The following is a 12,602-nucleotide window of genomic DNA, read 5'->3' as shown; positions in this document are numbered from 1 at the left end:
CCGGCACAGCAGGCGGCTCCGCCACAGCAGACGCGTCCGCGGCCGGCAGCTCCGGCGGGATCTGCTCGGTCGGCGGCAATGGCGTCACCTCGCCTGACTCGGCGGCACGCTCGGCGGCTCGGCGCTCGCGGCGGGTCGGCCAGTTGTCGGGGAGCTTCGCCTCGCCGAAGATCGACGACGCGCTGCGGAGACCGCTCGGCGGGACGGAGCGCGCGGCAGTGCGAGCGTCGTCATCCGACCGGACAGCATCGTCCGGACGCGGTTCCTCGGGCTCGCCGTCGGTGGGACGTCCGCTCACGGGGCCAGCCCGAGGTCGGCCAGTCCGATCGCCGCGTAGTAGGGGTACCCGGCACGCTCGATGGCTTCCTTCGCGCCGGTGTCACGGTCGACCACGACGGCGACGGCGGCGATGATGGCGCCTTCGCGCTCGAGCGCCTCGGCGGCCTTGAGCGGGGAGCCACCCGTGGTCGAGGTGTCCTCGAGCACGACGACGCGCTTGCCCCGCACGTCGGGGCCCTCGACCTGCCGGCCGCGGCCGTGGTCCTTCGGCTCCTTGCGGACGACGAACGCGTCGTAGGCCTGGCCCCGGGCCGCGGCCTGGTGCAGCACCGCGGTGGCGATCGGGTCGGCGCCCATGGTCAGTCCGCCGACCGCGACGACGTCGGGGACCTCGGCGACGAGGTCCGTCATCACCTGGCCGATGAGCGGCGCGACCCGGTGGTCGAGGCTGACCTTGCGCAGGTCGATGTAGTACGTCGCCTTCTTGCCGCTGGTCAACGTGAAGTCGCCGTGGAACACGGCCTCGTCCCGGATGTGGGCGATCAGCTGGCTACGCGCGTCGGTCACGATCCACCACAGTATCCGCTCCCCCTCGGGGATCCCAGCCCACCGACGAGGCCTGTGGACAGCGCTCCTGGCGGGTCAGCGCCTCCCGGTACGCTCCGGACATGGCCCAGGCGACCCGACCCCGCGCGCTCCTGCGGGTGCTCGGGGCCGAGGCCCTCGGTGCCGCGATGGCCCTCGCCCTCGCGCTCGCCGCACTCCGGCACGTGCTCGCCACCGACCGCGTCCGGCTGCTCTGGTACGACGGCGACTCGGTGCTCCTCCCCCTGGTCGAACGCTCGCTCCGGCTGGGGCAGTCGTTCGAGTGGGCGATGTCGCCCACGCTGTTCTTCTTCCCCGAGATCCCGGTGTACCTGGCGTGCGCCGCGCTGACGTCCACGCCGCAACAGGCACTCGCGCTGAACGGCCTGCTCGTGGTCGTGGCGGTGTACGTCCTCGTGCGGGCGGTCGCCGCGCAGGTGATGCCCGAGGCGCCCCGTGCGGTCCGCGTCGCCGTCGCGGTCGGCGCCCTCGGCGTCGTGACGTTGCTCGTCCTCACGGAGTCCTCCGGGACGGCGTCGAGTCTCGAACTCGCGTCGCTTCTCCTGACGACGACGTACTACTACGGCGCGGTGCTCGCGATGCTCGGCACGGCCGCGCTGGCGTTGCGGGTGGTGCGCACGGCCTCCCTGCCGGTGCCGCGCACGTCGTGGGTCGCGTTGGCCGTCACGACGCTCGTGGCGGCGTCCAGCACGGCGTCGGACCCGCTGTACGTGCCGTGGTCCGCGGCGCCCGTGATCGTGACGGTGGGGTTGCTCGCCCTGGCCCGGCGTGTGCCCTGGCGTGTGGTGTGGGGGCTCGGCGTCGCGCTGGCCGGTGGGTCCGCGCTGGGCTACCTGCTCCGGATCCCGCTCGCGCCGTTCGTGTCGCTCGACCCGTCGACGTACATCCACCCGGGTGGTGCGGGCACGACGCTCTCGTACTTCGCGGCGCTGACGGACGAGCGCGCCGGCGCGGGCCTCGGCGAGGTCGAGCTCGTGCTGCTGCTCGTGCTGTTCCTCGCCTCCCTCGGCGGCACGGTGTGGGCCTGGCGCGTCCGGAGCTCCCGGACGGTGCTCGTGGCGTCGGCGCTCGGCATGGTGACCGTCGTCGCCGTCTCCGTCGGCGTCGTGCTCGCGGGCTCGTCCACGCCGCGCTACCTCGAGCCGATCGTCACCGCGCCGCTCATCGGGCTCGTCGCGGTCGCGGAGCTGGCCCGGACGGCGATCCGGCGAACGCGCCTCCACACCGCTGGACGCGGACTCCGTCTGATCGCCGTGGCCGCCACAGTCGCGCTGCTCGCGGTGGGCGGGGCGGTCGCGCCGTCGACCGTGGAGGCCGTGGTCACCGCCTCCTACGCGCCCGCCTCGTGCCTGGACCGGTGGGTCGGCGGTCGCGGGGTCGTCGGCGTCGGACAGTTCTGGACGGTCCGACCGCTCGCCGCGTACGGGGACGAGGGCGTGCGACTGCTCCAGGTCCGCGACGACTTCACGACCTACCCGTGGCTCGTGGACCTCGCCGCCTACCGCGACGCCCGTCCGACCTACGTCGTCATCGGGTCGCAGGACGTCTGGACCACCCCGGTGCAGGACGCCCTCGGCGATCCCTCGGCGATCGTGCACTGCCCCGGCTACGACATCTACGACTACGCCGGCACGCCGGGCGCCGCGACGTTACGTCACGACGTCGTCTCGACCGCGCAGGAGTTCATCGAGGAGCGCGGGTTCGGCGGGTAGACCTCGACCCGTGCGCTGGCGTCGACCGCCCAGAGCGACGAGGATCGGTCCGTGCTGCCCATCGCCGGACTTCCCCAGGGCCACGTCGACGTCCCCGAGTGCGTCTCGGCCCTGGCCGCCGGACGGGCGATCACCGCGGTGTGGCGCAACGCCCTCGACGGCCGCACGTTCCGGCTCGGCGAGGGGCCCGCGGCCCAGTACGTCAAGTGGGCACCCCACGGTGTGCGACTCGACCTGCTCGGTGAGATCGCGCGGCTCTCGTGGGCGGGGTCGTACACGCCGGTGCCGCGCGTGGTCGACCACGGCGAGGACCCGGACGGCCGCTGGCTCCGGACGGTCGCGCTCCCGGGTCGGACTGCGGTCGACCCTCGGTTCCAGGCCGATCCCCGGCCCGCGGTGATCGCCGCCGGCCATGGGCTCCGCGCCCTGCACGACGCCCTCCCGGTGGCCGACTGTCCGTTCGAGTGGTCGGTCACGCAGCGCATCGCCCGCTCCGGTGCCGACGACGACACGGTGGCGGCGCTCGGTCCCCGTCCGGAGCCGGACCGGATCGTGGTGTGCCACGGGGACCCGTGCACCCCGAACACGATCGTGGGCGAGGACGGGCAGTGGGTCGGCCACGTCGACCTCGACGCCCTCGGCATCGCGGATCGGTGGGCGGACATCGCCGTCGCGACCATGGCCCTCGGATGGAACTTCGGCGACGGGTGGGAGTCCCTGTTCCTCGACGCGTACGGCATCGCGCCCGACCCCGAGCGCACCCGCTGGTACCGGGCGCTGTGGAACCTCGGCGACGGGGCGCTGCCGCGCGACTGAGCGGCGCCCGGCGCACGTCGAACCGCGTCCTTCCGTTCGAACACCCACATGCCGCGGTTCGACCGGAAGGACCCGGTGCGACACGACCCCCGGCCGACGCACCCCCGGCGGCGCACCTCCGGCCGACGCACCCCGGCCGGCGACCCCCCGCCTCAGTGCACCCGAACCGGCTGCCCGGCCGCACCCCCGCGTGCGATGTGCAGCAGGACCGGCAGCCGCATCCCGAGCACGGCGTCGAGGTCGCCGACGACGTCCTCGATCCGCGTCGTGAGATCTCGCGGCGCCGAACCCTGCCGGGGCCGGACCCGGATCCGAACGGCACGGGCGCCCCGGACGCGGTAGACGTCCACGGCGAGCGAGTGGACCTCGGGCAGCGCACCGATGGCCGAGGACAGCGCGTGCTGCACCGCGGTGGAGTCGATGGTCACGAGGCCGTCGACGGGGGCGGCGGTGCCCTCGTCCTCGACCACCGTGGCGACCCGACCGCCACCGCGGGTGGCAAGCACCACGAGCGCGAGGACCGCGACGAGCAGGGCCACACCGAGCGCGATGGACCACGCCGTGACCGACGCCGGACGGTCGGCACCGGAGCCGAACCCGGCGAGGGCGCCCGGCGCGATGCGGTGCCACGTCCGTGCGGCACCCGGCACGGTGCCGAGCGCGACCACGGCGAGCCCACCGGCCAGGAGCACCAGGCCGACGAGGACGAGCAGCACGCGGCCGAGGGTGCGGTTGCTCGCGGTCATCCGTCGACCCTCCCGGCCGGTTGCACGCGCACCCGCACGCTGATCGCGGGTGTGGGGTCGATCGTGTCGACCTCGGCGCGCACGGCCTCGGTCACGGCGACGACGGGGACGTCGACGCCGGCGGCGGGCCGCAGCACGACCTCGGCGGTTCGGCGCCCGACGGTGCCGACCGCGCCCTCCGGGCCGAGGCGCGTGACGCTGCGGGCGGCGCGCGCGGTGGCGGAGGCCAGCACCTCGTCGTCGACGACGACGGCGAGCCGCTGTGACGGCATCGTGTGCCGCGCACGCCGCTTCGGCAGCACACCGAGCAGCACGAGGACGAGCCCGAGGAACGCCACGAGCCCGCCCACCACGTCCAGGACCGGGAGGACCGTGCCGGCCGGAGCGGCGACGGCCGCGTCGACGACGGTGCGCGGTTCGAACCCCGCAAGGCGTTCGTGGAGCAGGACGAGGACCGCGGCGAGCGCCACAGCGGCGGCCACGAGGACGACGCAGACCATGGTGACGGAGACGGCGACGGACCGGGAGACGTGCGTCTCGCGCCGCAGGAGCCGACGGTGCACGCGGTCGTGCTCGGCGGGGTCGTCGGTGAACCGGTCACGGGGGTCGCCGAAGCCGGGCAGGGCGGCGAGACCGTGCGGCGATCCGCGGCCGTGGGAGGCGCGGGGACCGTCGGGACCGTCGGGACCGTCGGGACCGTCGGGACCGCCGGGCGAGCTGGCGCGGTCGCCGGTCTCCATGCTCATCGGACCCGCCCCGGGACCTCGACGATCGACGACGTGAACACCACGGACACACGGGAGACGTGACGCCCGGTCACGGTGTGCACCCGTTCGGCGATGACGCCGCGGGCGCGGTGCGTGCGGGCGAGGACCGGCTCGTCGGGCACCCGGTGCGAGCCGAGCTGTGGCAGCGCGAGCGGTCCGCGGACCTCGATCGCCAGGGCACCGCGGCCGTCGTCGGCGACGCGCGCGCGGACCTCACGGACGGGCACGTGCAGGGCCTCGGCGGCGGCGGCCTGCGCGGTGTGGACGAGAGCGGGCGCGGCGATGCGGTCCCAGCCGGGGACGGGCCTCCCGGCCGACCCGACCGACCCGACCGACCCGACCGGCCCGGCCGACCCGACGGACCCGACGGACCCGGCCGACGCGGCAGACCCGACCGCCCCCACCGGCCCGTTCGGCTCACTCGTCACGACGAACTCCGGCGTCCACGCAGGACGTCGGCGAGCCGGCGGACGTCGATGTCGCCGCTGACGAGCCGTCCGACCAAAGCGCCGACGGCCATGAACACCGCGACGACGACGAACGCCCAGAACCCGAGCGTCACGGCCACGATCGCGAGGACCGCGCCGGCGCCCATGCCGACCACCGTGGCGTTCACTGGACCCGCGCCTCGGTCGGTTCGCCGTTCAACGCGGGGATGTTGACGTCGTTGATCGCGACGTTGACCTCGGTGACCTCGAGGCCGACGAGCGTGGTCAGGGCGGCGGTGACGGCCGAGCGGACGTCCTGTGCGACCTCCATCATCGGCATCGGGTACTCGACCACGATGGTGAGGTCCACCGCGACCTGGGTCTCGCCGACCTCGACGCGGACGCCCTGCCCGAGGTCGCTCGAGCCGATGGCGTCGCGGATGGCCCCGAACGCGCGGGCGGTGTTGCCGCCGAGGGCGAAGACGCCGGGGACCTCGCGCGCCGCGATCCCGGCCACCTTCGCGACGACCGCGTCGTCGATGACGGTCCGGCCGTGCGTCGTGACCTCGGTGGTCGTGGTGGGGTCCGCGACGACCGCGCTCGAACCGTCGACGCGCGAGGACCCGCCCGCCGTCGTGCGCGCTGTCGTCACCCGCGTCGTGCTCGCGCCGGTCGTGCCCGCGCGGCCGGGGGTCGCCGCTCCGCCCGCGCCGTTCGTGGTGGTTGCCATGTCCGCTCCCGTCGTCGATGTCGTGATGGAGGTCCTGCGACCGTGCGCCGCGGGCGCCGGGTCTGCCGTCCAACCAACACCCTGCCGTGCGGGGCCGACCGCCCCGGTCGGGAGACCCCCAGGGACCGCCGGGCGTCGGGGGCGGCCGGTAGGTTCGTCACCATGCGTGTCGCCTCGTGGAACGTCAACTCGATCCGATCCCGCGCCTCCCGTGTGGTCGACTGGCTCGTGCGTGAGGACGTCGACGTGCTCGGCATGCAGGAGATCAAGTGCAAGCCCGAGCAGTTCCCGGTCGACCTGTTCGAGGCCGCGGGCTACACCGTCGAGGCCCACGGCCTGAACCAGTGGAACGGCGTCGCGTTCGCCAGCCGGCTGCCGATGGAGGACGTGACGCGCGACTTCCCGACGCAGCCCGGGTTCCTCAAGGGGCACGAGGGCGACGACGTCCCCGTGGAGGCCCGCGCGATGGGTGTGACGGTCGACGGCGTGCGGCTGTGGAGCCTGTACGTGCCGAACGGCCGCGCGGTCGGCGACCCCCACTACACGTACAAGCTCGACTGGCTCGCGCGGCTGGCGGCCCGCACCGAGGAGTGGATCGCCGCCGCTCCGGACCAGCCGCTCGCGCTCATGGGCGACTGGAACGTCGCCCCCTTCGACGAGGACGTCTGGGACCGCGCGCTGTTCGAGGGCCACACGCACGTGTCCGAGCCGGAGCGGGCCGCGTTCCGCGCGTTCGAGGGCATCGGGCTGACCGACGTCGTCCGGCCGCTCGTGCCCACCGGGTACACCTACTGGGACTACAAGCAGCTGCGGTTCCCGCGGAACGAGGGCATGCGCATCGACTTCGTCATGGGGTCCCCCGCATTCGCCGAGGTCGTCACGGCAGCCGCCATCCACCGCAACGAGCGCAAGGGCGACGCCCCGAGCGACCACGTGCCGGTGAGCGTCGACCTCGACCTCGACACGAGCCTCGACGACGACCGCCCGATGATCTTCTGACGCCGCATCCGCCGGACGGGAGGGCCGGGGCGGGCCGGTCCCGCGCCTCCCGGCCGGCGGTGGCGTCAGTGCAGCAGCGCCGCCACGACGACGAGGACGGGCACCGCGCCGATCGTCGACACGAGCACGACGTCCCGCGCGACGGGCACGGCCGCGTCGTACCGCTGCGCGTAGTTGAAGACGTTCTGCGCCGTCGGCAGCCCGGCGAGCACCGTCAGGACGAACAGGTGCTCGTGCGACACGTGGAACACGAAGCGCGCGATGACGTAGGCGAGCACCGGCATCACGAACAGCTTGAGCGCGCTCGCCACGACCACGTCCACCCGGGTGTCCGGGTCACGGAAGGGCGCGTTGCCGTGCAGGCTCATCCCGAACGACAGCAGGACGACGGGTACCGCGGCCGCGCCGACGAGCGAGAACGGCTCCATCACCGGGTCGGGGATCCGCACGCCGGTCAGCGACACGACCAGGCCGAGGAGGGACGCGATGATGAGCGGGTTGCTCACCGGTCCGAGGATCCGCCGCCGCAGGCCCCCGCCCGAGGACGTCGCCGTGTCGAGGATCGTCAGCGCGATCGGCGCGAGCACGACGAGCTGCAGCAGGATGACCGGCACCACGTACGCCGGATGGCCGAGCACGTAGACGGCGACGGGCAGGCCGATGTTGTTCGAGTTGACGTACCCGGCGGCGAGCGCCCCGACCGTGGTCTGGGCGAGGTCGCGGCGCAGCACGAACCGGAACACGGCGGCGGTCCCGAGCGCGACGACGAGCGCGGTCACGAGCGACACCACGAGCATCTCGGACAGCAGCACGTGGATGTCCGCCGTCGCGATCGTGTGGAACAGCAGGCACGGGGTCAGGACGAAGAACACGAGCCGGCTCATGACGAACTGCGCGTGCGGGCCGAGGACCCCGAGCCGTCCGACGAGGTACCCCGTGGCGATCACGGCGCCGATGATCGCGAACCCGATCAGCACTCCGCTCACGGGTCCATCCTGGCATCGAGCGCATCGGCGGAGGGACGGCCGTCTGATCCGACATCGGGCGCCGGTCGGAGTCGACGACACCCGTGGGAATACGTTCGCATGGAACACCGTTGGGAGGCACCATGACCGCAACGTCCGACACCACCACGCTGACCCGTTCCACCGACTCCAGCCGCCCGCTCGTGCCGCTGCTCGAGGAGCGCTGGAGCCCCCGCTCGTTCGACGAGACGGCGACGATCGACGACGACACCGTGACCACGCTGCTCGAGGCCGCGCGCTGGGCCCCGTCCGCGTCGAACACCCAGCCCCGCCGGTTCGTGGTGGGCCGCCGCGGCACCCCGACGTTCGACGTGATCATGGAGCACCTCATGGGCTTCAACCAGGCGTGGGCGCACCGCGCGAGCGCCCTCGTCGTCGCGATCGCCGAGACCGCTGACGAGGACGGTCAGCCCCGCCGCTGGGCGGAGTACGACCTCGGTCAGGCGATCGCCGCGCTCGCCGTCCAAGCGCACGCCGAGGGGCTGCACGTGCACCAGCTCGGCGGCATCGACGTCGACGGCCTCCGCACCGCGTTCGCGTTGCCCGAGCGCTTCGTGCCCGTCACGGTGACCGCGATCGGGACGGTCGCCGACCCGTCGCAGCTCGACGAGCAGGCCGCCGCCCGCGAGCTCGCGCCCCGCACGCGCCTGCCCCTCGACGAGCTGGTGCTCGCGCGCGACTGACCCCGGGTCCGGGACCCCGGGCCCCGCCCCCGGCCCCCTGTTCCGCCGAGATCGCAGAAGATGCCGCTTCGACCCCTGTCAGAGCGGCATCTTCTGCGATCTCGGCGAGGGGGCGGGGGGCGCGCCCCGGCAAGGGCGGGGAGCGCCCGGCAAGGGCGGGCGGCGGCCCGTCAGGGGCGCGGCGGCCGCACGGCCCCGAGGGCCGCGGCCACCAGGGCCTCGACCGGCTCCGCCGCGTCGAGCACCGTGCGCTCCGCCGCCCAGCGCTCCGCCGCCCATCCGTCGAGGGCGTCCGCACGCGGAGCCAGGGTGTCCCACCCCGGCTCCGGGAGGCGCGTGAAGCGCTGACCCCGGCCCTCCAGACGGGCGCGGTGCCGGTCCGGGTCCGCGAGCCGGAGCTCGAACCAGTGCGTCTCGGCGCCCGACCGTTCGGCGAGCCCGATCCACTGCTCGCGAGCGCGCGGGTCGTCGTTCACGGCGTCGACGACGACCGATCGTCCCACGGCGAGCTGCGCCTCCGCGACGCGTTCCACCACACCGTAGGCGGCGACACCCGTGGTGGACCCGGCAGGCAGCCCGGCCGCGAGCAGTGCGTCCTCGACGAGGTCGACGGCGAGCACGACCGCGTCGACCCGGGCCGCGAGCGCCGCCGCGAACGTCGACTTGCCGACACCGGGCAGCCCCGCCAGGACGATGAGCACGCGCTCACCCTACCGACCCTCAGGAGACCCCTGGCCAGCGCGGCCGGCCTCGTCCCCGCGGACCCTCCTGCCGCCCCGGCGCCTCTGCCAGGATGGTCGCCATGCCCGTACCCCGTCTCGTCGCCTTCGACCTCGACGACACCCTCGCCCCGTCGAAGTCCCCGCTCGACCCCCGCATGCTCGACACCTTCGCCCGCCTGCTCGACGCCGTCCCCGTCGCCGTCATCTCCGGCGGCCAGTTCGCCCAGTTCGACCAGCAGCTCGTCGCCCCGCTCCGGGCCCGTGAGGGCCTCCGCCTCGACGACCTGCACCTCATGCCGACCTGCGGTACCCGCTACTACCGCTGGCTCGACGCCGACTGGCACCTGGAGTACGCCGAGGACCTGACCGAGGACGAACGCACCCGAGCGATCGCCGCCGTCGAGGACCAGGCGAAGCAGGCCGGCCTGTGGGAGACCGAGACCTGGGGGCCGATCATCGAGGACCGCGGCTCGCAGATCACGTTCTCGGCGCTGGGACAGGCCGCTCCGGTCGACGCGAAGAAGGCGTGGGACCCCGACGGCAGCAAGAAGGACCACCTCAAGCGGCTCGTGCAGGCGCAGCTCCCCGACCTCGAGGTCCGCTCGGGCGGCTCCACGTCGATCGACATCACCCGCAAGGGCATCGACAAGGCGTACGGGATGACGAAACTCGCGCATATCACGGGCATCGCGCTCGACGACATGCTGTTCGTCGGCGACCGCCTCGACCCGGAGGGCAACGACTACCCCGTCAAGGCGCTCGGCGTCCCCTGCCACGCGGTCACGGGCTGGCCGGACACCGCCGACTACCTCGACGAGCTCATCCCCCGCTTCCGCGCGCCCGTCGTCTGACGCCGGCCCGCGGATGCGCCGGCCGGGAGGCCCGGCCCGGCCCCGTCCCTCCTGTCCGGCCCCGCAGGTGCGCGCGTGGACGACGAGTGCGCCCGCAGACGACGGCGCAGTTGTCGTCGGCGCGCGCCCGCTCGTCGTCGGCGCGCGCCCGCGACACCCCGGCCCGCCCCTCGCCTCCGCGCGGCGGGTCAGGCGATGCTGCGGACGGCCTCGACGAACGCCCGGATGCGCGCCGGGTCCTTGACGCCGCGCGAGGACTCGACGCCGCTCGACACGTCCACGCCGTCCGGGTCCAACAGCTGCACGGCGGCGCGGACGTTCGCCGGCGTGAGTCCACCCGCGAGGATCCAGGCCTCGTCGACGCGTCCGGCGATCGTGCTCGGGTCGACGAGCTTGCCGGCCCCGGGTTCCGCTGCGTCGAGCAGGAGCAGGTCGTGGTCGTACGCGGCGCGCTGCTCGGGCGTCTCGCGGAGGTAATCCTGGGCCGCCACCGCCCGGATCGTGAAGAACCCGGCGTCGCGTGCGCGCGCGAAGTCCGAGGGGGTCTCGTCGCCGTGGAGCTGGAGCGTCGTGAGCCCCACCGCCGAGGCGACCCCGACGATCTCGTCGATCTCCTGGTCGCGGAACACCCCGACGGCGTCGATGCCCTCCGGCACCCGCTCGACGAGTTCCTTCGCCTGGTCGGCCGTGACCGTGCGGGGGCTCCCCGCCGCGAACACGAAGCCGAGCGCATCGGCTCCGGCGTCGATCGCGGCGTCCACCGTCTCGGGGGTCGACAGTCCGCAGATCTTGATCCAGAGGGCGTCGGTGGTCATGCTCCGATCCTGCCCGACCGCACCTGCGCTGTCACGGCCGCGGGTCCGTCGGCGTCGCCCCGGGCGTTTCCCGTGACCCTCGGTGCTCGACCCGTGCCGACCCCGCCGGGCGAGAGTGCACGACGCGCCGCTCGGGTTCAGAGGAAGCGGCGCGTCGTGCACCCGTGGCGGAAACACCCGGCGCGTCGTGCACCCTCGGCACCGTCTAGTGCGCGGCGGCGCCGAGCAGGTACGACCCGAAACAGGCCGCGACGACGCCGATGCCGGCCAGGCTGCCGACGATCGTGTTCCGGCGGCGCCACCGCCGCACCGCGTCGAACGTGCCCCGGCGGGTGTGCCGGTGTGCGGCGCGGTGCAGCCGGTGCTCGGCACGGTGCGACGAACGGGAGGACCGGGTCCGGCCGAGCGGGACCGGTCCCGTGACGCGGGACGCGCCTCCACGCAGGACGCGGGCGACGGTGACGGCGCTCGGTCGCTCCTCGGGTTCACGCGACGTCATCGCCACGAGGAGATCACGCCACTCGCTGCCGACCGTCTCGGGGATCTCGGGGTCGTGCTGCAACCGGGCGAGGGCGGCCTCGATGACCGTGCCCGAGTACTCCTGCTTGCCGGTGAGGGCCTCGAGGAGCACCAGACCGAGGGAGTACACGTCGGTCGCGAACGTGATGGACTCGCCCGCGACCTGCTCGGGGCTGAGGTACGCGGCGGTACCGATGATCGTGCCGTCGCCGGTCAGGCGGGAGCCGTCGACGAAGTGGGCGACGCCGAAGTCGGTGAGCTTGACGGTGCGGGCGAACCCCGCGGACCCCTCGTCGCTGATGAGGATGTTCGCCGGCTTGACATCCCGGTGCACGATGCCGCGGGCGTGCACGTACGCCAGGGCGTCGGCGAGCTGCGCCCCGAGCGAGGCGACCTCGTAGTTGTGCAGGGGTCCGTCGGCGAGGCGGCGCAGGAGCGTCGGGTCGGAGATGAGCTCCATGACGATGAACCGGTGGGGCCCGTCGACGAGTTCGTGGGTCCCGGCGTCGTACAGCGGGATGAGTCCGGGGTGGCTCAACATGCTCAGCAGCCGGATCTCGCGCTCCTGGCGGACCCGGTCCGCGTGCGTCGTCGACTGGGGCGTCGCGAACAGCTTGATGGCGACGTCGCGGTAGGTGTGCTCGTCACGGGCGCGGTACACGGTCCCCATGCCGCCGGTGCCGATCACCTCCGTCAGCCGGTATCGCCCGGCGAGGACGGTGTCGGCCGTCACCGTGCTGGAGACCAGACTCATTCGGGTTCGTCGATCCTCTCGGGGCGCCGGGGGTGCGCAGCGCGTCGCTGGGTGGGCGACGCACCGTCCACGCTACGCGTGCACCTTCGGCGCGCATGCCGTGTTATCCACTTGTGACCGGTGGATGTACCGCGAGCGCTGCACGTCCTC

General features: G+C 73.8%; 15 protein-coding genes. 5 read left to right on the top strand and 10 right to left on the bottom strand.

All coding sequences use genetic code 11. The features are described 5' to 3' along the window. Nucleotides 1-294 precede the first annotated feature (294 nt). Entirely contained in the window at nt 295-846 is a 552-nt protein-coding gene (gene pyrE, locus DEI88_RS02730; RefSeq protein ID WP_111011661.1) for an orotate phosphoribosyltransferase, read from the bottom strand. A 101-nt stretch (nt 847-947) separates the two neighbouring features. Here pyrE and DEI88_RS02725 point away from each other — a divergent pair, with 101 nt between their 5' ends. Further along, nucleotides 948-2,597, top strand: a complete 1,650-nt coding sequence (locus tag DEI88_RS02725; RefSeq protein WP_111072848.1) for a hypothetical protein — start codon at nt 948-950, stop codon at nt 2,595-2,597. A 51-nt stretch (nt 2,598-2,648) separates the two neighbouring features. Then, complete coding sequence (locus DEI88_RS02720) at nt 2,649-3,413, top strand: aminoglycoside 3'-phosphotransferase (protein WP_258375186.1); 765 nt, start codon at nt 2,649-2,651, stop codon at nt 3,411-3,413. A gap of 152 nt (nt 3,414-3,565) precedes the next feature. Here DEI88_RS02720 and DEI88_RS02715 read toward each other — a convergent pair whose 3' ends face one another. From DEI88_RS02715 to DEI88_RS02695, 5 genes are read right to left on the bottom strand one after another with little or no spacing between them, the layout of a single operon-like run. Continuing rightward, nucleotides 3,566-4,159 (bottom strand): hypothetical protein, encoded by a 594-nt coding sequence (locus DEI88_RS02715; RefSeq protein WP_111012265.1) that lies wholly within the window; start codon nt 4,157-4,159, stop codon nt 3,566-3,568. Continuing rightward, entirely contained in the window at nt 4,156-4,905 is a 750-nt protein-coding gene (locus DEI88_RS02710) for a hypothetical protein (RefSeq protein WP_146246130.1), read from the bottom strand. The genes DEI88_RS02715 and DEI88_RS02710 overlap by 4 nt, the downstream gene beginning before the upstream one ends. After that, complete coding sequence (locus DEI88_RS02705) at nt 4,902-5,354, bottom strand: hypothetical protein (protein WP_181441306.1); 453 nt, start codon at nt 5,352-5,354, stop codon at nt 4,902-4,904. The genes DEI88_RS02710 and DEI88_RS02705 overlap by 4 nt, the downstream gene beginning before the upstream one ends. Beyond that, a complete protein-coding gene (locus tag DEI88_RS02700; RefSeq protein WP_111009649.1) occupies nt 5,351-5,542 on the bottom strand; it encodes a DUF2273 domain-containing protein in 192 nt (63 codons plus the stop codon). The genes DEI88_RS02705 and DEI88_RS02700 overlap by 4 nt, the downstream gene beginning before the upstream one ends. After that, the gene (locus DEI88_RS02695; protein WP_111012263.1) at nt 5,539-6,084 is read right to left on the bottom strand and encodes an Asp23/Gls24 family envelope stress response protein; all 546 of its coding nucleotides are present in this window, start codon (nt 6,082-6,084) and stop codon (nt 5,539-5,541) included. Before DEI88_RS02695 ends, DEI88_RS02700 begins: the two co-directional genes overlap by 4 nt. Before the next feature lie 162 nt (nt 6,085-6,246). Here DEI88_RS02695 and DEI88_RS02690 point away from each other — a divergent pair, with 162 nt between their 5' ends. Beyond that, nucleotides 6,247-7,083 (top strand): exodeoxyribonuclease III, encoded by an 837-nt coding sequence (locus DEI88_RS02690; RefSeq protein ID WP_111027541.1) that lies wholly within the window; start codon nt 6,247-6,249, stop codon nt 7,081-7,083. A gap of 65 nt (nt 7,084-7,148) precedes the next feature. Here DEI88_RS02690 and DEI88_RS02685 read toward each other — a convergent pair whose 3' ends face one another. Continuing rightward, entirely contained in the window at nt 7,149-8,069 is a 921-nt protein-coding gene (locus DEI88_RS02685) for an AEC family transporter (RefSeq protein ID WP_111012261.1), read from the bottom strand. A gap of 122 nt (nt 8,070-8,191) precedes the next feature. Between DEI88_RS02685 and DEI88_RS02680 the strand changes: the two genes are divergently transcribed. Continuing rightward, a complete protein-coding gene (locus DEI88_RS02680; RefSeq protein WP_111009653.1) occupies nt 8,192-8,791 on the top strand; it encodes a nitroreductase family protein in 600 nt (199 codons plus the stop codon). A gap of 170 nt (nt 8,792-8,961) precedes the next feature. Here the strand turns inward: DEI88_RS02680 and DEI88_RS02675 are convergent, their stop codons facing one another. Continuing rightward, nucleotides 8,962-9,492, bottom strand: a complete 531-nt coding sequence (locus DEI88_RS02675; protein ID WP_111035448.1) for a P-loop nucleotide/nucleoside kinase family protein — start codon at nt 9,490-9,492, stop codon at nt 8,962-8,964. A 101-nt stretch (nt 9,493-9,593) separates the two neighbouring features. Here DEI88_RS02675 and DEI88_RS02670 point away from each other — a divergent pair, with 101 nt between their 5' ends. Continuing rightward, entirely contained in the window at nt 9,594-10,364 is a 771-nt protein-coding gene (locus tag DEI88_RS02670; RefSeq protein WP_111072490.1) for an HAD-IIB family hydrolase, read from the top strand. Nucleotides 10,365-10,552: 188 nt separating this feature from the next. Here the strand turns inward: DEI88_RS02670 and DEI88_RS02665 are convergent, their stop codons facing one another. After that, nucleotides 10,553-11,179 carry a phosphoribosylanthranilate isomerase gene (locus DEI88_RS02665; protein ID WP_111009656.1) on the bottom strand — a complete coding sequence of 209 codons (627 nt, stop codon included), beginning with the start codon at nt 11,177-11,179 and terminating at the stop codon, nt 10,553-10,555. 205 nt (nt 11,180-11,384) lie between these two features. Continuing rightward, nucleotides 11,385-12,452 (bottom strand): serine/threonine-protein kinase, encoded by a 1,068-nt coding sequence (locus DEI88_RS02660; protein ID WP_111072491.1) that lies wholly within the window; start codon nt 12,450-12,452, stop codon nt 11,385-11,387. Between the last annotated feature and the right edge of the window lie 150 nt (nt 12,453-12,602).

Origin of the sequence: Curtobacterium sp. MCBD17_003 (genome assembly GCF_003234885.2) — a bacterium.
Classification (GTDB): Bacteria; Actinomycetota; Actinomycetes; order Actinomycetales; family Microbacteriaceae; genus Curtobacterium.
The sequence above is the reverse complement of the archived record's forward strand: the minus strand, read 5'-3'. Positions and strand labels throughout refer to the sequence as shown.